Source organism: Aneurinibacillus danicus, assembly GCF_007991215.1.
In the GTDB taxonomy this organism is placed as follows: Bacteria; Bacillota; Bacilli; order Aneurinibacillales; family Aneurinibacillaceae; genus Aneurinibacillus; species Aneurinibacillus danicus.
In genome coordinates, this window is sequence record NZ_BJXX01000011.1 from 26,385 (window position 1) to 50,388 (window position 24,004).

Here is a 24,004-nt window from a genome sequence, read left to right on the forward strand (position 1 = left end):
GATACAATAATGAGAAAGTTACTTAAAGGTCTTGCCGTAAGTATGCTTGGTTTGTCTATGCTGGTCGGCTGCACGACGCAGGCGCCGGGCACAGGCGATAAAGAAACAGGTGCGAAGAAAGAAGAGATTACGGTTGGTCTGGCTATTTCTACACAAAGCAATCCGTTCTTCGTTACGCTGAAAGAAGGCGCGGAGAAAGCAGCGAAAGAAAACAATATGAAGCTTATTACAGTTGACGCGCAGGATGATCCGGCAAAACAAATCTCCGGCATTGAAGACTTAGTCCAGCGTCAGGTAGACGTACTGCTGGTGAATCCGACCGATTCCGCAGCGGTTGTATCCGCAATCGAATCTGCGAACCGGGCCAATATTCCGGTTATTACGGTAGATAGAAGCGCAGAAGGCGGCGAAGTGGTGTCCCATGTTGCATCGGATAACGAAGCGGGTGGTAAAATGGCTGCCGAATACCTGCTTGAAAAGATTGGTAAGCAGGGCAATGTCGTTGAGCTGGAAGGTATTCCGGGCTCTTCCGCGGCACGGGAGCGCGGCAAAGGCTTCCATGAAATCATGGATAAAGAGAAAAACGTTAAAATCGTAGCCAAGCAGCCGGCTGATTTCGACCGTGCAAAAGGCATGAGCGTTATGGAAAATATCCTGCAGAGCAACAAAGACATCAAAGCCGTATTTGCGCATAACGATGAGATGGCCTTAGGCGCGCTGAAAGCCATCCAATCAGCAGGGCTTAAAGATGTTGTGGTTGTAGGTTTTGATGCAACTGACGATGCGGTAGCCGCGGTAAAAGACGGACGCATGGGCGCAACCGTGGCACAGAAACCGGAATTAATCGGTAAGCAGGCCATCGAAGTGGCGAAGAAAGTAGTCGCCGGCGAGAAAGTGGAAAAAAACATTCCGGTTGCACTTGAACTTATTAAACAGTAAGCAATAAGTGAAGAAGCCTCACCTCTCCGTTTCGATAAAATTCAACCGGGGGTGAGGCTTTTTTGCCCATATCCTTTTCGCTTACTCTTCTTCTGGTTGCCGGATGAGTGAGTTGCGGTGCTGGTATGCCCGCTCAAAGGAGTTAGCGGATGAGTATACGCTGTCTCTGTAATCTTCGTACCAGCGACGGATAAGTTCGAGCTTCTCTTTGTCCGATGATTTCTTGAGATACTGCAGCCGGGCTTTCTCGTCAGGCGGCATGCTTTCGGGTATTTCCATTTTATCGGCTGAGAAAAGCCGATTCATGCTGCTCATAAAGAAATTGAACATGTATTTCTGTGTGATTTCAAACGCGTATTCCTCGGCATGTCCTTTGTCGCGCCGTTCGCAGTAGATGCCGAGCAAATCCGGTTCTTCAAAAATCTTCATGAATGCTCTCCCCTTTCTCCTTTGCACCCGGGTTTTGTATCACTACAGAACAGTGTAAAGGATGAGGAACACATTCTTCAAGTAAGCCTGCTTTAGTAGAGTGTTGAACATTTGTGTTCTAATAAGAAAGGAAAAGAGAGAAAAGAACGAGACAATGATTTCAATGGGGAAAAAGGCGAAGGCCTTTTTCTTCCCTGGATCTCCTTTCCTCTTTCTCTCCGTCTTTCCTCACGATTTTCACAGAAAAAACAACGTGCAGTGACCTTTATAAAAGAGACTGCACGTTGTTTTTTCGTATATGCGGTGAGGGCGGTCCGGTAATCATCAGCTGAAATTCCTTTTTAGTTTCCTTCTTTTAGTATACTTTTCAACACTATATAACATAAAAGTATGTACTTGTTTAAAATTATTATATGTCTAATAATATCGGTATCGCCCATAAATGACATAGATTGAGCGAAATTTTTTAAGAAATGTGTTGAAAAAGTGGAGGAAGTAAAAGTGGATTCCATGACCTTTGTTTTATTTGGCTCAACAGGTGATTTAGCAAAAAGAAAAATATTTCCAGCTATCTATAATCTGCTTTTAGATCAAAAAATACCTCGTGCATTTTCCGTTATTGGTGTAGGAAGACAAGAGTTAACAGATGTTGAATTTCAAAGCTTTGTAGAACAATCTTTACGAACCTTTTCAAGACGTAAGCCAGAAGATGACTCGAATTTAGAAGAGTTTCTCCGTATCTTCCGTTATTGCCACTTAGATGTAACGAAAAATGAAGGATACCAATCGTTACTTGAAATGGTTCAATGTCGAGAAAAAGAGTTGGGCATCCCCGAAAATCGTATGTTTTATTTATCCGTTGCACCCAAGTTTTTTGATGTGATTGCGTTAAAAATCAAGGAGAGTGGATTAGGTTCTACAAAGGGATGGAAACGTCTGATTATCGAAAAACCATTTGGGCATGATTTGAAATCAGCCCAGGACCTAAACGAAAAAGTAAGTAAAGCGTTTGAAGAAGATGAAATTTATCGTATTGACCATTACCTTGGAAAACCAATGGTACAAAATCTTGAAGCGTTAGAATTTGCGAATCCTGTTTTTCAAGCTTTATGGAACAATCAATACATTGCTAATGTACAAATTACGGCCAGTGAAACGGTTGGGGTAGAAGAGAGGGCTGGTTATTATGACCATGCTGGAGCCATTCGAGATATGGTTCAAAACCACATGTTGCAAATGTTGATGATGACAGCCATGCAGCTGCCCAAACGGCTCACCGCTAAAGATATCCGTCATGAAAAGAGAAAAGTAATGGAATCTCTTCGTCCTTTACGTAAAGACGATGTAGTGAAACACGTGGTTCGTGGTCAGTATGGCCCGGGAGAAATACAAAATAAAGCGGTAATTGGATATAGGGAGGAGCCGGGTGTTACTCGTTCTTCAATGACGGATACCTTCGTTGCTGCTCGTTTATGGATTGATGATCCTTTTTGGAAAGGAGTTCCTTTTTATATCCGTACAGGGAAAAGAATGAGGGAAAAGTCTACACATATTGTCATTGAATTTAAAAATACGGTAAAGGATTTGTATATCGCTCAAAACGAAAAGCCTGTCCCCAATCTATTGGTAATCCAGATAAATCCAAACGAAGGTGTATCGCTGCAATTAAATAGTAAAAACCCATTAAAAAGTGGGCAGATTGAGCCTGTCACTGTGGATTTTTCACCTGATACGAAAGATGTACCGGAAGCTTATGAACTCTTGTTGTTTGATGCTCTGCGAGGCGACTCCACTTTCTTTGTCCACTGGAATGAAGTGGAATCATCCTGGAAGTGGGTACAGCCCATTTTAGAGGCATTTGAAGAAAATCTTTTACCCCTTCATTTATATCCGGCAGGTTCGGAGGGGCCAGAAGCTTCGCGGAAATTACTGGAAGAGGACGGGTTTCAGTGGTGGTTAGATAAAGAGCCTGCTGAGGTTTTGACTTGATTTTATGTCTTAAACTAAAAATTATTTAATAGGAGGCAATGAATATGAAAGTCGGGTTAATCGGTTTAGGAAAAATGGGATTGAACTTAGGAAAGAATCTAATCGACCACAAACATGATGTAGTGGCGTTTGATGTAAATACGAATGCGGTCGAAGAAATGAGAAGATATGGGGCTAAAGGAACGTCAAGCTTAAAGGAACTCGTTCAATCATTGGATACACCAAGAGTTCTTTGGATTATGGTTCCGCACCCCGTTGTGGATTCAGTTATCGATGAGATTACACCATTGTTAACCAAAGGAGATATTGTCATTGAAGCTGGGAATTCTCACTATAAGGAATCGATTCGCCGTTACAACCAATTAAAGAAAGCCGGGGTAAGCTTTATGGATGCAGGGACATCCGGTGGGATGGAAGGTGCCCGCAATGGAGCCTGTTACATGGTTGGGGGAGATCCTGAAGCTTGGCGCATTGTGGAGCCGATTTTCCGAGATACAGCTGTTGAAAACGGGTATTTATATGCCGGAAAAGCAGGGAGTGGTCACTTCTTAAAAATGGTTCATAATGGAATTGAATACGGGATGATGGCTGCCATTGGTGAAGGATTCGAAGTATTAGAGAAAAGCGAATTCGATTATGACTATGAAAAAGTAGCAAGAGTGTGGAATAACGGCTCGGTGATTCGTTCATGGCTAATGGAGCTAACCGAGCGTGCGTTTTCTAAAGATGCAAAATTGGATGAAATCAAAGGGGTCATGCATTCTTCTGGTGAAGGAAAATGGACGGTTGAGACCGCCTTGGATTTACAAACCGCTACGCCTGTCATCGCCATGTCTTTATTGATGCGTTATCGTTCATTAGAAGATGACACTTTTACAGGTAAAGTGGTAGCCGCTCTTCGCAATGAATTTGGAGGGCATGCTGTAGAAAAAAAGTAAAAAATTGAAAAAAGCCGACAAATGGTTAAAGATGGGATAGAGTGAATTCAAAATCCGAAAACTATCGATATCGGAACAATAAGTACGCACAGGCAAAGGGAGGAATTGGCATGGCCATTTCATTTGATTTTTCTAATGCATTACCCTTTATGAAAAAGAGTGAAGTAGAAAACCTGAGTGAATCTGTGAAAGTTGCTCATAGCTTTCTTCATGAAAAGAAGGGCCCCGGTTCTGATTTTCTTGGTTGGGTTGATTGGCCAATCAATTATGACAAAGAAGAATTTGTGCGAATTAAACAAGCTGCTGAGAGAATTAGGAATAATTCAGACGCTCTTATTGTTATCGGCATAGGGGGGTCCTATTTAGGTGCAAGGGCGGCTATTGAAGCATTGTCCCATACCTTTCATAACCAAAGGAATGATACGACACAAGTTTATTTCGCTGGTCAAAATATGAGTTCTACTTATATGTCCCATTTGTTAGAAGTGTTGGAGGACAAGGACATCTCAATCAATGTCATTTCTAAATCGGGAACAACCACGGAACCTGCTATTGCTTTCCGTATTTTCAGTGACTATATGGAGAAAAAATACGGGAAAGAAGAGGCGGGAAAACGTATTTATGTAACCACGGATCAAGCAAAAGGAGCGTTAAAAAAGCTTGCTGATGAAGAAGGATATGAAACCTTTGTAATTCCGGATGATGTAGGCGGAAGATATTCTGTCCTGACAGCAGTCGGTCTCTTACCGATTGCCGTAGCTGGACTCAATATTGATCGGATGATGGAAGGAGCAGCAGCGGCTTATCACAAATACAATAATCCTGACCTGTTGAACAATGAGAGCTATCAGTACGCTGCTGTGCGAAATGCTCTGTACCGTAAGGGGAAAACCATCGAATTGCTGGTTAACTATGAGCCATCCCTTCATTATGTATCCGAATGGTGGAAGCAGCTATTTGGGGAAAGTGAAGGAAAAGATCAAAAAGGTCTTTTTCCTGCATCGGTCGATTTTACAACGGACTTGCATTCCATGGGACAATATGTTCAGGAGGGTCGCCGGGATCTAATAGAAACCGTGCTGCAGGTAAAGAAACCTCGGATTGAATTGACGATTCAAGAAGATCCGGGAAATATCGATGGATTGAACTTCTTGGCCGGCAAGACAATGGATGAAGTCAACAAAAAAGCATTTCAGGGTACGTTACTCGCCCATGTAGACGGGGGAGTACCTAATTTGATTGTTGAACTTGATGAAATGAATGAATACACGTTTGGTGAAATGGTCTACTTTTTCGAGAAGGCTTGCGGGATTAGCGGACACCTGCTGGGTGTAAATCCGTTTGATCAGCCGGGGGTTGAAGCTTATAAGAAGAATATGTTTGCCCTGCTTGGCAAGCCGGGCTTTGAAGAAGAGAGGAATCAACTCGAGAAGCGTTTATCCAAATAAATCGTTACCATTCATTAGGTTAATGTATTTCGTATGTGGCGAGTACATTAACCTTTTGATCGGGAAAGACGCGGATATATAAGAGGTGGATAAAATGAAAATGTACGATGTAACCAAAAAATTCATTCGAAGATACATTTAATTTTGATTTTATTTTTCTGGCAGAGGATGGAGCGGAATATCTTACCCGGTTAGGAGTACGGGGAGTAGGAACAGATGCGCTTGGGATAGAAAGAAGTCAACCCGGACATCCAAGATCTAAGATGAAATCATCCATGCAGGGAAAAGGGAGCGTTTTTTTGCTCCCCAAAACTTTCTATATACTGGTTGAAATGTTTTCCTTTACCGCAATCGTTTTATCTTTTTCGTTGAGTATTTTTCCTACTGGATGGATTCCATCCTTTCCACCTGATTCTTTAAGACCGTCTCCATATAGTTTTTACCCCATTCATACATAGAATCAAGGACAGGCATTAAGCTTTTTCCCAGTTCTGTCAGTGAATATTCCACTTTTGGAGGAACAACGGGATAAACTTCGCGATGAACAATCTGATCTTCTTCCAGCTCCCGCAGATGGTTGACCAGCATTTTTTGTGTAATGCCGGGGATAAGGGCTTTCAGTTCACTAAACCGCTTTGTACCACTTTTTCCTAAATGCCATAAAATAATCATCTTCCATTTTCCGCCGATGACGGAAAGAGTCAATTCTTTTTCACAGTTAAATGCCTTTTCATGAATACGTCTCATTCGTTTCACCTCCAGGGCTACTACAAACCATAGTATACTTTTGGATACTACATGACATTAATATATCTACTTACAGATTAATATTATACATAGTATACTGACGTCTATGCAAGTAATAAATAACGGCTGCCTGTAGAAGTAATATAGTATACTTTTTGTTACTACATCACAAAAAAGTGCATACTTCCTTTTTTAAAGGTATGATCCTAAAATAAAGCATGTGTTAACCAAACACAAAACATCGAATGTTTTTTGGGCAGGTTCGTCATAATACCAAATGAATTAAGCCCGGAAAACAAAAATAGAATTTTTAATAGGAGTGAAGAATTCATGGAACTTCAATTAGCGTTAGATCTTGTAAACATCCCAGAAGCAAAAGCGCTGGTGAAAGAAGTTGAGGAATATATTGATATCGTAGAAATCGGTACGCCGGTTGTTATTAATGAAGGTCTTAGAGCTGTAAAGGAAATCAAAGAAGCATTCCCTAATTTGAAAGTATTGGCAGACCTGAAAATTATGGATGCAGCCGGATATGAGGTGATGAAGGCATCCGAAGCCGGTGCTGATATCATTACTATTCTCGGAGCGGCTGAAGATATGTCCATCAAGGGTGCTGTTGAAGAAGCGAAAAAACAAGGGAAAAAAATCCTGGTTGATATGATCGCTGTGAAGGATCTCGAAAAACGAGCTAAAGAAGTTGATGAGTTTGGTGTAGACTACATCTGTGTGCACACAGGCTATGATCTTCAAGCAGTCGGAAAAAATTCTTTTGAAGATCTTCAAACCATTAAACGTGTTGTAAAAAATGCGAAAACTGCCATCGCAGGCGGCATTAAATTAGAAACGCTTCCGGAAGTGATTAAAGCACAACCCGATCTTGTCATTGTAGGCGGCGGTATTACCGGACAAGCAGATAAAAAAGCTGCAGCTGCTGAAATGAAAAAATTGGTTACACAAGGGTAATAGCAATGATGGAGACTACTCAATATGTAGACAAAATCATCAGGGAGTTAAGTCAGACAGTTGACCTAATCTCTAATGAAGAAGCCGAAAAGCTCGTAAATGGGATTCTTGAATCAAAGAAAATTTTTGTAGCGGGCGCAGGAAGATCGGGATTAATGTCCAAGTCCTTTGCGATGCGAATGATGCACATGGGTTTAGATGCCTATGTAGTAGGCGAAACGGTCACCCCTAACCTGGAAAAAGATGATATATTGATTATCGGATCCGGTTCAGGAGAAACGAAAAGTTTGGTTTCCATGGCTGAGAAAGCAAAAAGTTTAGGTGGAACCGTGGCGGTTGTAACGATTTTCCCTGAATCGACCATCGGACGGTTGGCGGATATCGCAATTAAATTACCGGGCTCACCTAAAGACAAATCGGACAGCGGATACAAAACCATACAGCCAATGGGGTCATTATTTGAGCAAACCCTCTTATTATTCTACGATGCAGTTATATTGAGGTTGATGGAGAAAAAGGGACTGGACTCCACCACTATGTTTGGCAGACATGCCAATCTTGAGTAGAGCAAGGAGTCCTTCAGCATAACGGAGTTTTCGCTTATAAATCAAAAAATCCGGTTTTCTCTTGATTATAGAGAAAACCGGATTTTTTGGTTTCAATATTTTTCATTCTTTCTCTGCTCATCATTCTTGAATACATCCAGCAAAAGCTCCATATTGCTGTCCTCCTGCGCTTCCCAGCTGGTTGCGAAACGGACACGATGTGAAACTCCGAGTATGTCGTATTTTTGGACAAGGTGCTGGCGTGCCGAGCCGACAATAAGCGAATGCAGCCGGACATGTCGGCTCATTCCCAATTCGGCGAGCCGCTCGCGCACAGGAGGCGAGATGTGTCCCACACCGTCCGTCACCATAACGAAATCGGCGTCGCGAAATGCGGCGCTTTGTTCTATGAACTCAATACCGCGCCGGATTGGTGCGTCAAAATGCGTGCCGCCCCCGAACGCCATCTGCGATAGGCTGTAGAATGCCGGCCAATCCGGTTTCCGGTGATAGAGCGGCTGTTCTTTAAGCTCGCCTTTCGCGCCGAACAGCAGGAGCAGAAAATCACGCCTTTCCGACAGACTGAGAGCCGCGAAGGTCATGGTGAAAATCTGTGCCAGCCTTAGCTTGCTTCCGCGCATCGAATGTGACGTATCCAGCATGCAGATGACCGGGCCTTTCTGTGGCTCTTCAATGAAACCGGTGGTATTGTACGTCATTAGCTTCTGTTCAAGCCATTTCACCATAAAGTACGGCTCATAAATTTCGTCAGAAAGCAGCGCTGCCTCGCTTGGCAGCATGTGTGAGATGTCGCCGGACTGCCGCAGGTCGTCATATGCCTCCGGAATACGTGTGGTACGCCTTTTTCTTTTACTCACCCGGTACTGATGTACATTGCGTCCGACTTCCTGCAGAAACGAAAGCAAATCAGGGTGTTTCTGCAGTTTTTCCACCCATTCCAGATAGCGGTCGAACGCCTGGCGCCTTAGCTTGCCGAGTTCGCTTCCCCAGCGCCGGTTGGCGAACCGCTGGCTTGCTTCCAGAAGTTCATGCAAAAATAAGCTTTCTTCTTCTTCGGTGGAGAGCGTTTGTTTCAATGAAGTATCCAGCCATTGCCCCAGTTCTTCTTCAAGCCGGGACATTGCTTCTTTTTCCTGGCGTGCAAGTCGTTTTTGCTGTTTTTCCCGTTTGGCGAGAGCTTCTTCTGCCTTTTTCAACCTCTGTTTTAACTTAGACCTCTTGGTAAATTCGGTGCGCATCTCTTCCTGCAGGAAAGAAATACGTTCGCGCAGCGCCTGGATTTCTGCTTCCACCAACGGGCGTGTATCCTGTGCTTCCTGCCTCTCTTCCGCATTTCTCTTTTCCTGTTGAAGCGTGTAGCCGACCAGCTTTAGCTTCTCAATCTGCTTTTCCGACAGCTGCTCGCTGACTTGCACCGCTTCTTCTCCCTGCTGACCTTCTGCCTGATCCACACCGAGCGAGATATGCTGTTGCTCGTCTTTTTCCCGCTGTTTCACTTCTTCTTGATAGGTATGGGTAAGCCACATCAATGCTTTTAACGCTGTTTTGAACGACGCGCTGGCCTGTGAGACGGTGCGCGGGTGGATGGTCCGGTAGAAATACTGCTTCCTGAGTGTGTCGACCAGCCAGCGGTGAAACGGCTCCGCGTCTTTGCCCGGATCGATTTCCGGTTTAGCGAGATAAAAACAGAGAAAAAAATCGGCGAACAATTCGACGGTAAACCAGTTGGCCTGCTGCTTTGCCTCCTGTATCCACTCCTGCGCCGCACGTGAAGAACGAATGAATCCGTCAAACACATAGCGGTCGACACGGGTGCTGCGAATCATCATCTGCCATCACCGCCGTTCTAGAGGGTATAGTCGTATTCGGTGCCGGGAATGTCTTTGTCAAACAGCGTCCGGTATAATCCCTGGAGACTTTGCAGAATACGCTCGCCCTGGATACGCAAGCGCGTATATTTCACCGCATAGCGATCCGGCTGAATCAGCAGGAAGTTGCGGCCAAGCAGATAGGATTCGATGTCCTTCTCTTTTTCCTGCCAGGCCAGCAGCATAAAACGGTTTGTGTACAGCAGGCCGCATGTCTTCGGTGAATGGATATTTTCCCCGGGAAACATTGTGCTTTTTTTCACATTTTATTGTAAAATAATAGAAGAGAGGTAAAAAGGAGGAGGTTTTTGTATATATGGAAGAGAAAAAGAGACGTGCATTTGTAGTAAAAATGATTGCAATTATATTGAGTCTGACAGGGATTGCACTGACGGCGATGGGAGCTCTCAATTACTGGTCCGCCAAACGGTTGATTGTGACGTCCCTGGAGGAAAACGCCCGCTCGCAGGTAAACATTCACGCAAGCCAGCTGGAAACATGGCTTAATACCCGCATGTCGGAAGTGGTCATCATGGCGAATACGGATATCGTTCGTTTTGGAAACAAACAAGAAGTTCTTACGTATTTTCAGCGTGAGCGGGCAAGGATGGGCAGCACGTATTCTTCGATTGGACTGGGGGATACACAAGGAAATTTAACCCTTGATTTTGGTGTTACTATCCAGATTGGCAGCGAATCCACGTTTCCCGATGTGATGGCCGGAAAGAATATCATTTCCAATCCGTTTCCTGATAAAGCGGACGTCTCTAATCTGATTATCTCTTTCGAAACCCCCATTTTTGATAGAAATGAAAAGGTAAAAGGACTGGTCAGCGGGGCTTCCCCAATAAAGGAAGTATTTAAGAAAGTGACGGATTTCAAAGTGGGGAGCTCGGACATCGTATATGTATTCCAGGCGGATGGCACTCTCATCCACCATCCGGATAAAACGAAGATATTGAAAGAAAACGTACTGAAGCAGGGCGATGAGGCACAAAGAGAACTGGCTGGCCAGATGATAAAAGAAAAGAGCGGGATGAAGCAGGTTACCATTGGTGGAGTTGAGCGTATGGTATTCTTTACAACCGTAACAGGCACGCAGTGGATCATGGTACTGGATGTACCGTTGCAGGAATTCATGGCACCTCTTACTGCGCTTCTTTTTAAAGTAATTGTCTCGGCGGTTATCACCCTTCTTGCCATTGGGGCGGTTTTGTATTTTGTGCTTCGCCGGCCGTTTCGCAGAATTCGTGAAATCTCTGCCTTGGCCAATCAGGTGGCAAGCGGTGATTTACGTGTGCAGCCGCTTCATGCTGAAGGGAATGACGAAATCGGTCAGTTGTCGCATGCTGTCAACGAAATGGTTGATAATCTGCAGACATTGATTCGGCGTGTTCATACGACGGCGGAGCAGGTGGCCGCTTCTTCGCATGAATTAGCAACCGGAGTAGGGCATACCAGCCAAACGCTGGATCAGATTACGGCCTATACTCATGAAGTGGCGTCCGGAGTAGAGAATCAGGTAAAAGGGATCGAGAGGACATCGCAGATGATGGGGGAAATGAACGAAGGGGTACAGCGTGTCGCTGCTTCTTCGTCCGTCGTATCAGAAGCAGCCCGGCAGACAGCTCATGAGGCAGAGCAAGGAAATGAGGTGATTCAGAAGGCGGTACAGCAGATGGACACGATTCGCGTCTCAGTGGATGATGCGGCTTCGATCGTTCGTGTGCTTGGTGAAAGATCAAACCAGATCGGGGATATCATTAGCGTGATTACAGAAATCGCCAATCAGACGAATCTGCTGGCGTTGAATGCGGCGATAGAGGCGGCGCGTGCCGGGGAGCAGGGCAAAGGATTCGCCGTAGTAGCGAATGAAGTTCGGAAACTGGCGGAGCAATCGAAAGGCTCCGCCGCTCAGATTGCACAGATGGTACAGGATATTCAGAAAGATACCCAGCATGCTGTGAAGTCAATGGAAAAAGGCACACATGAAGTAAAAAACGGTATGGTTGCCGTCGACGATGCCGGTCGAATTTTCCAAACAATTCTGCAGGCGGTTGAGAAGATCTCCGATCAAATTGTGGAGATTTCCGCTTCGTCACAGCAGATGTCGGCCAGTTCACAGAACATTATGAGAGAGGCTAAGGACATTTTAGACATAGTGCAGAAATCGGCCGTACATTCTCAAAGCGTTGCCTCATATTCTGAGGAGCAGGTAACATCGATTCAGCAAATAGCCGCTGCTTCCACTATGCTAAGCCGGATGGCGGAAGAGCTGCACCAAGCCATTAGACAATTCAAAATTTAAAACGAGAAAATATTTATATAATTCTTAGTTGACTTTGCGGTTTAATTTGCTAAAATAAAATCAACAACTGAACATGAGAACAATTCAGACTCTTATCCAGAGAGGCGGAGGGACTGGCCCAGTGAAACCTCGGCAACCATTGGATCCTGAAACAGGATTTGAACGGTGCCAACTCCAGCAGTGCGTATGCGCTGAAAGATAAGAGGTCGGACGGACTTTAGTATATCGTATGCATTCGTCGACCTCTTGCCCGGCAAGAGGTCGTTTTTATTTCTCTTTACAGGAGACCAGGAGAAAGAGGGAGAAAAGGGCATGATTAAATTACAGAATGTTAGTAAAAGTTATATGTCACCCAATGGTGTTTTTCAGGCGGTAGCGCCGGCTTCGCTTCACGTAGAAGAAGGGGACGTGTACGGTATCATCGGATTTAGCGGTGCGGGGAAATCGACGCTGCTGCGGATGGTCAACCTGCTTGAGAAACCGGACGACGGGAAAGTGTATGTGGATGGTCAGGAGTTGACAAGTCTGTCAAAAAAAGACTTGCGGAAAGCACGGCAGTCCATTGGCATGATCTTTCAACACTTTAATCTTTTAAATAACCGGACCGTAGCAGGAAACGTAGCGTTTCCGCTTGAGGTCGCCGGAATCGGGAAAGAAGAGAGAGAAGCACGGGTTCGCGAATGCCTGGAAATTGTGGGGCTCACAGAAAAAATAAACAGTTATCCGTCCAAACTGAGCGGTGGACAGAAACAGCGGGTCGCCATTGCGCGGGCGTTGGCCAGCCGGCCAAAAGTGCTGCTGTGTGACGAACCGACGTCAGCATTAGATCCGCAGACTACGCGGTCGATTCTGGCTTTCCTTAAAGAAATCAACCAGAATCTGGGTGTTACCATTCTTCTGGTAACACATGAAATGAACGTAGTGAAAGAGATCTGCAACAAAGTGGCGGTAATGGAGAACGGGCATCTCGTTGAAAAGCTGTCGCTCTCCGAAAAAGAAATCGCGCCGAAGACCGATATTGCCAAACTATTATTTGAAGAGGAATTCACAGAGAAAAGAGGGGTCATTCATGTTTGATAATATTATTCCGCTGTTGCCGGAAATAGGTCTTTCTATCGTGCAGACCTTCGTGATGGTTGGCATTTCCATCGGAGCTGCACTGTTGTTAGGAACTCCGCTCGGTATTCTGCTCTTTTTGACAGACAAAGGACAACCTTTGGAAAAGCCGATTTTATTCCGAATCCTTAGCACCCTTGTTAATGTGGTTCGTTCATTTCCATTTCTGATTTTGCTGGTGGCATTGATTCCGCTGACGCGGGCGCTTATCGGCACAACCATCGGTCCGGTAGCGGCAGCCGTTCCGCTCTCGATTGCGGCGATTCCGTATTTCGCCCGCTTGGTTGAGCAGTCACTGCGCGAAGTATCAAAAGGCGTCATCGAAGCAGCAGTGGCGATGGGAGCTTCTACATACCAGATTGTCTGGAAAGTACTGCTGGTCGAAGCGCGTTCCGGCCTTATGCTTGGATTGACGGTATTGATCGTTAGCTTCCTTTCTTACTCGGCAATGGCCGGCGTAGTGGGTGGCGGTGGAATCGGAGACCTGGCGATTCGCTTTGGCTATTACAGATTCCAGACAGATGTAATGGTCGTAACCGTTCTGCTGTTGGTCATACTTGTTCAAGCTATTCAATTTACAGGCAATCGCCTGGCGCATTTTTTAGATAAACGTTAAATAAAACATCTAGGGGGAATTTTTGTGAAAAGAAAACCTTTTATTCTCATTGGACTAATCTTAATTTTGACGGCGTTTTTAGCTGCTTGCGGAGGACAGAAGGAAGAACAGGCAACTGCAAGCCAGCCGCAGAGTGAGACAAAAGAGTTAGTGATTGGCGCGACTGCGGGTCCGTACAGTGACCAGGTGAAAAAAGGAATCCAACCGATCCTTGAGAAAAAAGGGTATACAGTGAAAATTGTTGAGTTTAATGATTATGTACAGCCAAACCAGGCGCTGGCCGAAGGTTCATTAAACGCTAATGTATTCCAGCATATTGTATATCTAGAAAATTTTGCGAAAGAGCATAACCTGCCTATTGAAGATGTAATTCAAGTGCCTACCGCACCGATTGGCATTTACTCGCAAAAGCATAAAACATTAGATGAAGTACAGCCGGGAGCAACCGTATCTCTGCCAAACGATCCGACGAACCAGGCACGTGCGCTTGTGATGATGCAGAATTTTGGCTGGATTAAGTTAAAAGATGGTGTAGATTTGCTTCGTGTATCAGAAAAAGATGTAGTGGAAAACAAGAAAAATATTAAACTGCTTCCTCTTGAAGCGGCTCAACTGCCGCGCTCGCTCGCGGATGCGGACTATGCGTTCGTAAACGGGAACTTCGCGATCGCATCCGGCCTGAAGCTAACAGAAGCTCTTGAATTGGAAGATATTCCGGATCAGTACATGAACGTTGTAGCGATTAAAACGGCGGACAAAGACAAGCAATTTGTAAAAGATTTGATCGAAGCGTATAAATCACAAGAGTTCAAGGATGTAATCGACAAGGAATTCCAGGGATTTGTCAAACCTGATTACATGAAATAAACAAAGCGGGAAAGGGAGGAAAACGGATGAGCACAACAATCGGAGAGACTCTAGAGTGGTCGGCCCGCAATTTTCCGAAGAAGACGGCTTTAGTTTATGAATTTGAAAACAAGCATCACCGCTGGGATTATACAGAATTGGATCAAAAGGTAAACCAGTTCGCCCGGGCGCTTCAGCGCCTGGGTGTGCAAAAAGGCGATGTGGTTTCTTCCTTCTTATATAATACGAGCGAATTCGTCGTGACGCTGTTTGCGACCGCTAAAATCGGAGCCATTTTCAATCCGATTAATTATCGTCTGGCTGCGCACGAGCTTCAGTATATTCTGCAGGATGGAAAAGCGAAGGTTTTGCTGTATGAAAATCAGGGTTCCGATATCGTAGCTAAAGCACGCGAGCTGGGAAATCCGGTGGAACACTATATCTACGTAGATGCTGAAATTCCGGAAGGTGCGCTGGATTTCTATGCGCTGCTTGAGGCGGAAGACACGGCTCGTCCGAATGCGAGCGTCTCGGAAGACGATTATTGCATTATGATGTATACCAGCGGTACGACAGGGCGCCCGAAAGGTGTGCTTCATACGCATCGAAGCAAAATCCATCACAATTTCATGATGATGCAGTGCATGGGACTGACGAAAGACGATATCGGATTGGCCGCGGCACCGCTGAATCATACGGCGGAGCTGCATACGTCATTCCTGCCGCGTGTGCAGGTGGGGGCAACCAATGTGCTTTTGCACCATTTCGACGTTTCCCATGTGCTTCATACGATCGAGAAGGAGCAGATCACGCATATGTTTGCGGCGCCGACGATGGTAAATATGCTGCTGCATGCGGACGATTTCGACGCATATAATCTGTCGTCGCTGCGCTTGCTCGAATACGGCGGAGCGTCGATGGCTCCTGTACTTATCCGTGAGTTTGAAGAAAAAATTGGTGCCGACCTCATCCAGATTTACGGGACGACGGAGATGGGACCCTGCATGGCGGTGTTATATGCAGACGAGCAATTGAAGAAAGCGGGTTCGGCAGGAAAGCCGAGTCTGACACACCAATTACGCATCTGCCGGGTGCAGCCGGACGGCTCCCCTACCCATCCGGACGATATTTGCGAACCGGGAGAAATCGGTGAAATTCTGGTGAAAGGACCGTGCATGATGGGCGGCTACTATAACCGTCCGGAAGCGACAGAAAAAGCGCTGGCATACGGCTGGTATCATACCGGGGATATGGGTGAATATGACGAGGAAGGGTATGTCTGGATACGCGACCGGATTGACCACATGATTATTTCGGGAGCGGAAAACATCTACCCGCGTGAGGTGGAAGATCGGCTTGTCGAGCATCCCGGGGTACGCGAGGCAGCGGTTGTGGGAAAACCGGACCCGAAATGGGGACAGATCGTGTTCGCCTATGTCGTTCGTGCTAAAGGCAGTCAGGTTACGGAACAGGAGCTGGACGAATTCCTCCTTACCGGCAATCGACTTGCCAAATACAAGCGCCCCCGTGCCTATTGTTTCGTCGATGAACTTCCGAAAACGGCAAGCGGTAAAATTCAGAAGTTTATTCTTGAAAAGCAGGCGGCCCATGTATAGAGTGAATAGAAAAAGGAGCGGACGGTACCGCTCCTTTTTCTGTGAAAATTGTGAGGAAAGAAGGAGAGAAAGAGGAAATGAGATCCAGGGAAGAAAAAGGCATTTGCCTTTTTCCACATGGAAATCATTGTCTCGTTCTTTTCTCTCTTTTCCTTCGCACCTTAAAAGTCAGCCGTCCTTTCAGCATATTTATTAGCTGATCGATTCGCTAACAATAACAGACCAGCCTTTTCCTTTGTATGCGTTATACCCTTTCGTTTGGCAGAAGGCGTATATTTTTTCTTGGCCGAAGCGGTCACGCTCAATCGTATAGCCGTATGGCTGACCTGAGAGAAGTTTTTTAACGGCAGACAACGAGGCGAGGTTTGTCTTTAGAATTCCTTGCCGATCGCGGGAAGCGATCACTGTACCCTCTTGATTAATAACATAGAGTTCGCTTTGACTATCAATTTTGACCGTGTCGATAATATCGTAGATATAATTCCAATTGAAACGGGTGGTAAAGACGCCAAGTACGGAACCGTCGTCTTCGCGAACCGGGCAAGAATAAGCGATGGTATGCCCGTTCATCGCTTTGGAATAGTACATGTCCGTAACGTAAACATTGTTTGTTTTCATTGTCTCGCGAAACCACTGGCGATCGGACATATCGAGTCCGACTAGGTTCTGGTTAACGCCAGCCGCCACAACCTTTCCCTCTACATCAGTGACGAACAAATCGAAGTATACCTCATAAATGTCAACGATCTTTTTCATAAAGGCGGTTGCTTTTCGCTTTCGTTCCGGTTCTTGAACACGGAGGCACTCTTTAATGGCATTGAAGGTAGCCCAGGCTTGCACATCACAGTTCCGTTCAAAAAGGTTGCGATCGATTTTGTCAATGGTGTCAAAAGCTACGTCCGCTGTCCGGACGGCGATGACTTCGTTTGCCTTTCTCTGGATATTACGGATGAGTTCATCGCTTTCCTGATTGGCGGCTAAACATTGCTGCGAAAATCGTTTGATTTCGTCAGCTACGACAGAAAAACCGCGTCCATACTCTCCGGCTCGTGCAGCTTCAATAGCTGAATTAAGCGCGAGTAGATTGGCCTGGGAGGCGACATGGTTAATCGTCTTTACTACTTGCCCCATTTTTTCGTTTGCCTGCTTTAGCTCATGAAGCAGCAGTGAGACATTCAACGACTCTGAATTCATTGTCTTCATGGAAATACCACCTTCCTTTTAGCCAAAATGAATTTAGTGTTATATATATGTTAGATAATTTAACATTAAATGTAAAGATATTTTTGACAAAAGGAATGTATTTTAACGAAAAAAGTGAAGCATATAGTATGTTGCTGAAAGAAAGGAATCTCTGAAGAGAATATAGAATATTTAAATTTGAGGAAAAGTAGAGAGGAGTGAAGAGATGAAACTGTATCTTTCCGTCGATATGGAAGGGATTACCGGGCTTGTGGATCAGACGTTTGTGGATGCACGAGAGCGAAATTATACGCGCGGCCAAAAGCTAATGACCGATGAAGCAAACCATGTTATTGAAGCCGCATTTCAACAGGGATTCAAAGAGATTGTGGTCAATGACAGCCATTCTAAGATGAATAACCTGGTAATCGAACGGCTGCATCCGGAAGCGCAGCTTATCTCCGGAGATGTTAAGCCGTTTTCCATGGTACAGGGACTTGATGATACATACGCCGGTGCCATGTTTCTCGGGTATCATTCACGTGCCGGAAGAAGAGGTGTGCTCAGCCACACGATGATTTTCGGTGTGAGAAATATGTACATCAACGATCAGCCGATCGGCGAGCTGGGATTTAACGCATATGTGGCTGGACATTACGGCGTCCCGCTCTTGATGGTGGCGGGCGATGACGAGACGGCGGCCGAAGCCGAAGCGCTGATACCGGGCATTACAACTGCCGTTGTGAAGCGGCAGATTTCCCGGACGTCCGCACTCTGCCTTACGCCGGAGAAAGCGGGCTGGCTTCTGCGGGAAAAAACAAAACAGGCGATTGAGAATCGGAAGAATGTGAAGCCTCTTACGCCGCCGGAGAATCCGGTTCTAACCATTGAATTCGCCAATCATGGCCAGGCGGAGTGGGCAGGCCTGATGCCGGGTACGACGATTGAAGAGAACGAGCCCGTCGTGCATTATCAAGCGAGGGACATTCTTGAAGCGTATAAAGCGATGATCGTGATGACAGAGCTGGCAATGAAAGCAACGTTTTGTTAATCAATAGGAACAAAAAGTGGAAGGGGAGAGACGCATGCAAGAGAAATTTCGCGCATTGGTTGTCGATAAGACGGAGTCAGGGGATGTATCGGTTAAGGTAAAAGAGCTGTCCATAGACCAGCTTCCGCAAGGGGATGTCATCATCCGGGCTGCCTATTCAAGCGTAAACTACAAGGATGGCTTGGCCAGCACGCCGAACGGCAATATTGTTCGAACCTATCCGTTCGTACCGGGGATTGATGTAGCTGGAACGGTGGTCTCGTCAACGGATGAACGTTTCAAAGAAGGCGATCAGGTACTGGTCACCGGGTTTGAGCTGGGAGTGTCGCATTACGGCGGCTTCAGCGAGTATGTGCGTGTTCCGGCCGAATGGATTGTTCCACTTCCATCCGGATTAACGCTCAGAGAAGCAATGGTCTACGGTACGGCCGGTTTTACCGCGGCGTTATCGGTGCAGAGGCTGGAGGAAAGCGGTGTTACACCGGACAAGGGTGAAGTGCTGGTTACCGGTGCGACAGGCGGAGTGGGCAGTCTGGCTGCGGCTATGCTGGCAAAGAAGGGGTATGATGTGGTCGCCAGTACCGGAAAAGAATCCGAGCACGGCTATTTGCGGGAGCTGGGTGTGAAGGAAATTATAGCACGGGAAGACGTAGCACCTGAGAAATTCAAGCCGCTCGGTAAGACGCGCTGGGCCGGTGCAGTCGATCCGGTCGGAGGCAATACACTGGCCTATGTGCTAAGTACAACGCAGTATGGCGGCTCTGTCGCGGTCAGCGGGTTAACCGGCGGGACAAATGTGCCGACAACGGTGTTTCCGTTTATTTTACGGGGGGTCAATCTGCTGGGAATCGATTCCGTCTATTGCCCGATGGAGGTTCGTCTGCCGTTGTGGAAACGGATGGCGGATGACTTGAAACCGGATCGCCTTGAGGATACGATTGCACACGAGATTACGCTGGATGAGCTACCACATTCGCTTCAGCGCATTTTGCAGGGACAAATGCGCGGGCGGGCCATTGTGAAATTATAAAGATTGTTTATTCATCTTAAGAGAAGGAGACATGTATATGGAACTGAAATTAAACGGCAAAGTGGCGCTGGTCGTTGCCTCTAGCCAGGGGCTGGGCCGGGCGATTGCGGAGCAGCTTGTTAAGGAAGGCGCACACGTGATGATTACGAGCCGTCACGAAGAGAAGCTGCGGCAGGTGAAAGAAGAGCTGGAACAGCTGGGGACGGGGAAGGTAGCGTACCATAAAGCGGATATTACCAGTTATGATGAAATTAAGTCTCTCGTACAGGCGACGCGTGAGACGTTCGGCGGAATTGATATTCTTATTAACAATGCCGGCGGACCACCGGGCGGCACATTCGAGCAATTTGATGATGAACAGTGGCAAAAAGCATTTGAATTAAATCTATTAAGTTATATCCGCCTCATTCGGGAGGTGCTGCCTGATATGAAGCAGGCAGGAGGCGGCCGTATCATTAATATCGCTTCTTCTTCCGTCAAGCAGCCGATTCCAGGTCTCATTCTATCTAACACATTCCGCTTGGGAATTGTAGGAATGGCTAAGACGCTGTCGATGGAACTTGCGCCCTATAACATTCTCATCAATACGGTGGCGCCGGGCCGCATCGCAACGGATCGCGTGGCGCATCTGGACCAGCTGAATGCTGAGAGGCAGGGCATTACGAAGGAAGAAATGGAAGAGAAAGCGAAGCAGGCCATTCCGCTTAAGCGGTACGGAGAGCCGGAGGAGTTCGCCAGGGTGGTAACGTTCCTCGTTTCTGGTGCCAGCACATATATTACGGGAAGCACGCTGCTGGTTGATGGCGGCATGATAACGTCAGTATAAAGAGAGAAGGGGACCGATGAATCAAATACGCAACATTTATTGTGTGGGAAGAAACTATCGGCTACATGCGGAAGAGCTGGGGAATGCGGTGCCGACTTCTCCGTTTCTCTTTTCTAAGCCGACCCATGCGTTGGTAGAAGCGAACGGGCAGACGATTGTACTGCCGGGAAATCAGGGTGAAGTGCATTACGAAACGGAACTGGTGCTGCATATCTTTCGTCCGTATGAGCCGGGAATGAGTGTGGAAGACATAGTGGATAAGATGGCATTGGGCATTGATTTTACGCTGCGCGATGTGCAGAGTGAATTGAAGAAGAAAAGTCACCCTTGGCTGAGAGCAAAAGGATTTCCGAATTCGGCGGTGTTGACGAAGTTTCATGCGTTTCCCGGGGAAGCGGCATGCGCTGAAACGGATTTCTCGCTTTTCAAAAACGGGGAGCGGGTACAGCGCGGCAACGTGAGCGATATGCTGTTTAACATGCAGACAATTATCGAATTTGCCGCCGAGCACTTCGGATTGGGGCAGGGTGATATTATTTATACGGGTACACCGGCGGGCGTCGGTCCAGTGGCGGATGGCGATAAGTTGGAGCTGCTTTGGGGCGATGACGTATGGGGAACTTGCGTGATTCACTTACGTCTATAGATAAAAAGAAGAAAGCAAAAACACCGCACTACCGGCAGCCAGGCCGGTTGTGCGGTGTTTTTTGGTATCAGTGCGTGCCGCCGAACATTCGGCCTACACCCTGAAGTTTCTCAAGGATGATAATGAGAATGACCGAGATAAAAATAACGACACTGGAAACGGAAGCGACCAGCGGATCGTACGCATCCTGCATATGCGAGAAAATTTCGATCGGCAGTGTACGCATATCGGGAGATACCATAAACAGCGATACGGTAACATTGTCAAATGATGTCAAAAATGCGAACAATCCTCCCGAAATGATAGCCGGACGGATTAATGGCAGCGTCACTCTCCAAAATACCGTCAGCGGACTTGCGCCGAGAATCGCGGCAGCCCGTTCCAGATTGTAGTCAAATCCGCTTAAACCGGTAAGCACCAGCCGGATTACATAGGGGATACAGATAATGATGTGGGCAATCAGGAACCCTGTTCCGGTACCGGCCAGCATCAGTGGTGTAAAGTAAATAAGCAGTGCTACGCCTAATACAAGCTGAGGTACGCTAAGCGGCGAAGTCAGCAGCGACGTAATATACGATTTGCCCGGGATATCATATTTGGCTATAGCCAATGCACCAAGCGTACCGAATAAGACAGAGAAAAATGCGGCCACCAATGCGAATTTGGCGCTATTGGCAAGAGCCGTCATGAATTCCGGCCGCTCCAGCAGTTTCGTGTACCACTGGAAGGAAAAGCCCTGCGGCGGAAAACTTGGATAATTAGCGCTTGTAAAAGAAGCCGGAATGACGACAAGCAGCGGAATTAAAATATAAATAATGGTAAGGATGGCTACGAGCAGACGCAGTCTTCCCAGTGTTTTCATTATCGGAATACCTCCCTGAATCTGCTTTTTTCAAATCCGCGCGTAAAGACGGTTACAAGCAGCATGGTTGTAGCCAGAAGCACATAAGACAGCGCGGAACCGAATGTCCAGCGGAGCAGGTTGTTAATCTGATCATACGCCACAATCGGCATCATCGGTACGTTAGCTCCTCCCATGAGTGCGGGTGTAACATAGGCGCTCATCGACATGCTAAAAACAAGTACGCAGCCGGATACGATGCCGGGAAGGCTAAGCGGCAGCGTAATCGAGAAGAAGGTGCGCATCGGACTTGCACCAAGAATCGCGCCCGCTCTCTCCAGCGAAGGATCGATATTATACAGGCTTGTGGCAATCGCTAAAATCATGAACGGCAGATACGCATTAGAAAGGCCGATAACCACCCCGACTTCTGAAAATAGCAGCTTCAGCGGAGCGCTGACAATGCCGAGTGAAGTCAATATACTGTTAATGGTTCCATTTGGAAGAAGCAAGAGATACCAGCCGAAGTTGCGCACCACAATGCTGACAAGCAAAGGGGATGCGATGAGCAGCGCAATGTATCCGCGTATGCGCGGCGAACTTTTGGCCATTGTCAATGCGACCGGGTAGCCAAGCAGCAAAGATACAAGAACCGTATACAGGCTTACTTTTACTGTTATCCATAGTGACGATAGATAATAGGAGTCTGTAAAAAACAGCGCATAGTTTTTCAAACTGTATACTGCGTTTGTTGCGTTCGGGCTATCTGTATAAATAAAGCTTAAATACAGAATGTATAACATCGGTACGACAAAAAATCCAAAGATAAACAGTAAAATCGGAAGCAAAAGAAGAAGGCCGGGAAGATACGCTTTTTTCTTTTTGCGCGGCTTTGTTTTTATTGGTTCCGGTATCGTTGCCGGTTCCCGAATCACTTCTTGATGAGCATGATGTCTGACGGATTCCATCCAATCATCACCTCTTTCCCGATTTGCCATGAAGCATCATACATAGGGGTTAAAATTTGCACGGATTTTCCGAGCAGGGTAGCGTCAATCTCCCAGGAAGCTCCCAGGTAGTTCATCTGAGTAATCGTCGCTTTGTGGAAGTGTTCCAGATGTCCGGATTGTTCCGCAGAAGCGAGGGACAGTTTTTCAGGGCGAATATATAGCTTTACTTCATCTCCCGGGCGGCATGTACGCTCGCTGCCCATAATGTTGTCCGCATCGACAAACGTTACCCACCCGTCTTCCAGCTGTACGGAAATTTTTCGGTTGTTGATTTCCGCCACTGTACCGTGGAAGCAGTTGGACTTACCGATAAACTGGAAGACGAACTCGGTTTCCGGATGGTTGTAAATGGTGGTCGGTGAACTGATCTGCTCGATTTTTCCTCCGTTCATGACGACGACCCGATCGGACATGGAGAGCGCTTCTTCCTGGTCATGCGTAACAAAGATGGTCGTAACCCCAATTTCTTTCTGCAGTCGCTTAATCTCCGCACGCAATTCATGGCGCAGTTTGGCGTCTAGATTAGAGAGAGGTTCATCGAGCAGCAGCAGTTCAGGCTCCACGACAAGCGCGCGGGCGATGGCGACACGCTGCCGCTGTCCGCCCGACAACTCACGCGGGTAGCGATGCTCAAGTCCGGACATTTTCACGAGATCGAGCGCACGGGCAATGCGGTTTTGTTTTTTCGGTTTGGGCACCTTGCGCAGTCTAAGACCAAAGTCGAGGTTTTCGTATACGGTCATGTGCGGAAAGAGAGAATATGTCTGGAAAACCATTCCCAGGTCGCGTTTGTACGGGGGGATATGCGTTACGTTTTTTCCTTTAATATAGACATCCCCTTCATCGGCTTCGAGAAAGCCTGCGATTAAGTTCAAGGTGGTTGTTTTGCCGCAGCCGGAAGGGCCAAGCAGAGTGAGAAGCTCACCCTGCTTGATTTCCAGATTGATGCCGTTCAATACCGTATTAGAACCGAAGCGTTTGACGACATTTTTGATTTCCACGTCATTTCTTGTTGCCAGTATGGTCATG

At 46.6% G+C, this 24,004-nt stretch carries 23 protein-coding genes, 1 pseudogene and 1 riboswitch; of the genes and pseudogenes, 16 read left to right on the plus strand and 8 right to left on the minus strand.

What is annotated here, in order from left to right; translation table 11 throughout:
• Positions 1-9 precede the first annotated feature (9 nt).
• Entirely contained in the window at positions 10-939 is a 930-nt protein-coding gene (rbsB, locus tag ADA01nite_RS00700) for a ribose ABC transporter substrate-binding protein RbsB (protein ID WP_146807976.1), read from the plus strand.
• Positions 940-1,020: 81 nt separating this feature from the next.
• Here rbsB and ADA01nite_RS00705 read toward each other — a convergent pair whose 3' ends face one another.
• Positions 1,021-1,368 (minus strand): hypothetical protein, encoded by a 348-nt coding sequence (locus ADA01nite_RS00705; protein WP_146807977.1) that lies wholly within the window; start codon positions 1,366-1,368, stop codon positions 1,021-1,023.
• A 501-nt stretch (positions 1,369-1,869) separates the two neighbouring features.
• On the opposite strand from ADA01nite_RS00705, the gene zwf reads away from it, so the two are divergent.
• The 4 genes and pseudogenes from zwf to ADA01nite_RS22490 form a co-directional block, all read left to right on the plus strand.
• Entirely contained in the window at positions 1,870-3,357 is a 1,488-nt protein-coding gene (gene zwf / locus ADA01nite_RS00710) for a glucose-6-phosphate dehydrogenase (RefSeq protein ID WP_146807978.1), read from the plus strand.
• Positions 3,358-3,401: 44 nt separating this feature from the next.
• Positions 3,402-4,295, plus strand: coding sequence for a phosphogluconate dehydrogenase (NAD(+)-dependent, decarboxylating) (gnd, locus tag ADA01nite_RS00715; RefSeq protein WP_146807979.1), 894 nt, complete (start codon positions 3,402-3,404; stop codon positions 4,293-4,295).
• Positions 4,296-4,405: 110 nt separating this feature from the next.
• Complete coding sequence (locus ADA01nite_RS00720) at positions 4,406-5,743, plus strand: glucose-6-phosphate isomerase (RefSeq protein ID WP_146807980.1); 1,338 nt, start codon at positions 4,406-4,408, stop codon at positions 5,741-5,743.
• Positions 5,744-5,859: 116 nt separating this feature from the next.
• A pseudogene (locus ADA01nite_RS22490) lies at positions 5,860-6,006 on the plus strand (cyclase family protein); the annotation flags it as partial.
• A 118-nt stretch (positions 6,007-6,124) separates the two neighbouring features.
• Here ADA01nite_RS22490 and hxlR read toward each other — a convergent pair.
• Entirely contained in the window at positions 6,125-6,490 is a 366-nt protein-coding gene (gene hxlR / locus ADA01nite_RS00730; RefSeq protein WP_146807981.1) for a transcriptional activator HxlR, read from the minus strand.
• A 330-nt stretch (positions 6,491-6,820) separates the two neighbouring features.
• On the opposite strand from hxlR, the gene hxlA reads away from it, so the two are divergent.
• The gene (gene hxlA / locus ADA01nite_RS00735; protein WP_146807982.1) at positions 6,821-7,453 is read left to right on the plus strand and encodes a 3-hexulose-6-phosphate synthase; all 633 of its coding nucleotides are present in this window, start codon (positions 6,821-6,823) and stop codon (positions 7,451-7,453) included.
• 8 nt (positions 7,454-7,461) lie between these two features.
• A complete protein-coding gene (gene hxlB / locus ADA01nite_RS00740; RefSeq protein WP_146808001.1) occupies positions 7,462-8,019 on the plus strand; it encodes a 6-phospho-3-hexuloisomerase in 558 nt (185 codons plus the stop codon).
• Positions 8,020-8,111: 92 nt separating this feature from the next.
• Here hxlB and ADA01nite_RS00745 read toward each other — a convergent pair whose 3' ends face one another.
• Together ADA01nite_RS00745 and ADA01nite_RS00750 are read right to left on the minus strand one after the other, a co-directional pair.
• On the minus strand, positions 8,112-9,848 hold the full coding sequence (locus ADA01nite_RS00745) for a hypothetical protein (protein WP_146807983.1): 1,737 nt from the start codon (positions 9,846-9,848) through the stop codon (positions 8,112-8,114).
• A 17-nt stretch (positions 9,849-9,865) separates the two neighbouring features.
• Positions 9,866-10,135 carry a hypothetical protein gene (locus tag ADA01nite_RS00750; protein WP_146807984.1) on the minus strand — a complete coding sequence of 90 codons (270 nt, stop codon included), beginning with the start codon at positions 10,133-10,135 and terminating at the stop codon, positions 9,866-9,868.
• Between the two features lie 68 nt (positions 10,136-10,203).
• Between ADA01nite_RS00750 and ADA01nite_RS00755 the strand changes: the two genes are divergently transcribed.
• The 5 genes from ADA01nite_RS00755 (at position 10,204) to ADA01nite_RS00775 (ending at position 16,389) form a co-directional block, all read left to right on the plus strand.
• Positions 10,204-12,195 carry a methyl-accepting chemotaxis protein gene (locus tag ADA01nite_RS00755; RefSeq protein ID WP_146807985.1) on the plus strand — a complete coding sequence of 664 codons (1,992 nt, stop codon included), beginning with the start codon at positions 10,204-10,206 and terminating at the stop codon, positions 12,193-12,195.
• Positions 12,196-12,284: 89 nt separating this feature from the next.
• A riboswitch (SAM riboswitch) is annotated at positions 12,285-12,400 on the plus strand.
• Between the two features lie 107 nt (positions 12,401-12,507).
• A complete protein-coding gene (locus tag ADA01nite_RS00760) occupies positions 12,508-13,272 on the plus strand; it encodes a methionine ABC transporter ATP-binding protein (RefSeq protein ID WP_146807986.1) in 765 nt (254 codons plus the stop codon).
• Positions 13,265-13,927, plus strand: coding sequence for a methionine ABC transporter permease (locus tag ADA01nite_RS00765; RefSeq protein ID WP_146807987.1), 663 nt, complete (start codon positions 13,265-13,267; stop codon positions 13,925-13,927). Before ADA01nite_RS00760 ends, ADA01nite_RS00765 begins: the two co-directional genes overlap by 8 nt.
• Before the next feature lie 24 nt (positions 13,928-13,951).
• Complete coding sequence (locus ADA01nite_RS00770) at positions 13,952-14,794, plus strand: MetQ/NlpA family ABC transporter substrate-binding protein (RefSeq protein WP_146807988.1); 843 nt, start codon at positions 13,952-13,954, stop codon at positions 14,792-14,794.
• 26 nt (positions 14,795-14,820) lie between these two features.
• Positions 14,821-16,389: a fatty acid--CoA ligase gene (locus tag ADA01nite_RS00775; protein WP_146807989.1), complete on the plus strand. Its 1,569-nt coding sequence runs from the start codon at positions 14,821-14,823 to the stop codon at positions 16,387-16,389.
• 192 nt (positions 16,390-16,581) lie between these two features.
• Here the strand turns inward: ADA01nite_RS00775 and ADA01nite_RS22790 are convergent, their stop codons facing one another.
• On the minus strand, positions 16,582-17,592 hold the full coding sequence (locus tag ADA01nite_RS22790; protein WP_146807990.1) for a methyl-accepting chemotaxis protein: 1,011 nt from the start codon (positions 17,590-17,592) through the stop codon (positions 16,582-16,584).
• Positions 17,593-17,797: 205 nt separating this feature from the next.
• On the opposite strand from ADA01nite_RS22790, the gene dppA reads away from it, so the two are divergent.
• From dppA to ADA01nite_RS00800, 4 genes are read left to right on the plus strand one after another with little or no spacing between them, the layout of a single operon-like run.
• Positions 17,798-18,622 carry a D-aminopeptidase DppA gene (gene dppA, locus ADA01nite_RS00785; RefSeq protein ID WP_146807991.1) on the plus strand — a complete coding sequence of 275 codons (825 nt, stop codon included), beginning with the start codon at positions 17,798-17,800 and terminating at the stop codon, positions 18,620-18,622.
• A gap of 34 nt (positions 18,623-18,656) precedes the next feature.
• A complete protein-coding gene (locus ADA01nite_RS00790; protein WP_146807992.1) occupies positions 18,657-19,652 on the plus strand; it encodes an NADPH:quinone oxidoreductase family protein in 996 nt (331 codons plus the stop codon).
• A gap of 37 nt (positions 19,653-19,689) precedes the next feature.
• A complete protein-coding gene (locus ADA01nite_RS00795; RefSeq protein WP_146807993.1) occupies positions 19,690-20,478 on the plus strand; it encodes an SDR family oxidoreductase in 789 nt (262 codons plus the stop codon).
• A gap of 16 nt (positions 20,479-20,494) precedes the next feature.
• Complete coding sequence (locus tag ADA01nite_RS00800) at positions 20,495-21,124, plus strand: fumarylacetoacetate hydrolase family protein (protein WP_146807994.1); 630 nt, start codon at positions 20,495-20,497, stop codon at positions 21,122-21,124.
• Between the two features lie 67 nt (positions 21,125-21,191).
• Here ADA01nite_RS00800 and ADA01nite_RS00805 read toward each other — a convergent pair whose 3' ends face one another.
• From ADA01nite_RS00805 to ADA01nite_RS00815, 3 genes are read right to left on the minus strand one after another with little or no spacing between them, the layout of a single operon-like run.
• Entirely contained in the window at positions 21,192-21,986 is a 795-nt protein-coding gene (locus tag ADA01nite_RS00805) for an ABC transporter permease (protein ID WP_146807995.1), read from the minus strand.
• A complete protein-coding gene (locus tag ADA01nite_RS00810) occupies positions 21,986-22,933 on the minus strand; it encodes an ABC transporter permease (RefSeq protein WP_146807996.1) in 948 nt (315 codons plus the stop codon). Before ADA01nite_RS00810 ends, ADA01nite_RS00805 begins: the two co-directional genes overlap by 1 nt.
• Positions 22,897-23,997: an ABC transporter ATP-binding protein gene (locus ADA01nite_RS00815; RefSeq protein ID WP_146808002.1), complete on the minus strand. Its 1,101-nt coding sequence runs from the start codon at positions 23,995-23,997 to the stop codon at positions 22,897-22,899. The genes ADA01nite_RS00810 and ADA01nite_RS00815 overlap by 37 nt, the downstream gene beginning before the upstream one ends.
• Positions 23,998-24,004: the final 7 nt, after the last annotated feature.

Excerpts from the sequence above, each read along its gene's own strand:
- rbsB (WP_146807976.1), top strand. The coding sequence starts at position 10 with ATGAGAAAGTTACTTAAAGGTCTTGCCGTAAGTATGCTTGGTTTGTCT.
- ADA01nite_RS00705 (WP_146807977.1), bottom strand. The coding sequence starts at position 1,368 with ATGAAGATTTTTGAAGAACCGGATTTGCTCGGCATCTACTGCGAACGG.
- gnd (WP_146807979.1), top strand. The coding sequence starts at position 3,402 with ATGAAAGTCGGGTTAATCGGTTTAGGAAAAATGGGATTGAACTTAGGA.
- ADA01nite_RS00720 (WP_146807980.1), top strand. The coding sequence starts at position 4,406 with ATGGCCATTTCATTTGATTTTTCTAATGCATTACCCTTTATGAAAAAG.
- hxlR (WP_146807981.1), bottom strand. The coding sequence starts at position 6,490 with ATGAGACGTATTCATGAAAAGGCATTTAACTGTGAAAAAGAATTGACT.
- hxlA (WP_146807982.1), top strand. The coding sequence starts at position 6,821 with ATGGAACTTCAATTAGCGTTAGATCTTGTAAACATCCCAGAAGCAAAA.
- hxlB (WP_146808001.1), top strand. The coding sequence starts at position 7,462 with ATGGAGACTACTCAATATGTAGACAAAATCATCAGGGAGTTAAGTCAG.
- ADA01nite_RS00745 (WP_146807983.1), bottom strand. The coding sequence starts at position 9,848 with ATGATGATTCGCAGCACCCGTGTCGACCGCTATGTGTTTGACGGATTC.
- ADA01nite_RS00750 (WP_146807984.1), bottom strand. The coding sequence starts at position 10,135 with ATGTTTCCCGGGGAAAATATCCATTCACCGAAGACATGCGGCCTGCTG.
- ADA01nite_RS00755 (WP_146807985.1), top strand. The coding sequence starts at position 10,204 with ATGGAAGAGAAAAAGAGACGTGCATTTGTAGTAAAAATGATTGCAATT.
- ADA01nite_RS00760 (WP_146807986.1), top strand. The coding sequence starts at position 12,508 with ATGATTAAATTACAGAATGTTAGTAAAAGTTATATGTCACCCAATGGT.
- ADA01nite_RS00765 (WP_146807987.1), top strand. The coding sequence starts at position 13,265 with ATGTTTGATAATATTATTCCGCTGTTGCCGGAAATAGGTCTTTCTATC.
- ADA01nite_RS00775 (WP_146807989.1), top strand. The coding sequence starts at position 14,821 with ATGAGCACAACAATCGGAGAGACTCTAGAGTGGTCGGCCCGCAATTTT.
- ADA01nite_RS22790 (WP_146807990.1), bottom strand. The coding sequence starts at position 17,592 with ATGAAGACAATGAATTCAGAGTCGTTGAATGTCTCACTGCTGCTTCAT.
- dppA (WP_146807991.1), top strand. The coding sequence starts at position 17,798 with ATGAAACTGTATCTTTCCGTCGATATGGAAGGGATTACCGGGCTTGTG.
- ADA01nite_RS00790 (WP_146807992.1), top strand. The coding sequence starts at position 18,657 with ATGCAAGAGAAATTTCGCGCATTGGTTGTCGATAAGACGGAGTCAGGG.
- ADA01nite_RS00795 (WP_146807993.1), top strand. The coding sequence starts at position 19,690 with ATGGAACTGAAATTAAACGGCAAAGTGGCGCTGGTCGTTGCCTCTAGC.
- ADA01nite_RS00800 (WP_146807994.1), top strand. The coding sequence starts at position 20,495 with ATGAATCAAATACGCAACATTTATTGTGTGGGAAGAAACTATCGGCTA.
- ADA01nite_RS00805 (WP_146807995.1), bottom strand. The coding sequence starts at position 21,986 with ATGAAAACACTGGGAAGACTGCGTCTGCTCGTAGCCATCCTTACCATT.
- ADA01nite_RS00810 (WP_146807996.1), bottom strand. The coding sequence starts at position 22,933 with ATGGAATCCGTCAGACATCATGCTCATCAAGAAGTGATTCGGGAACCG.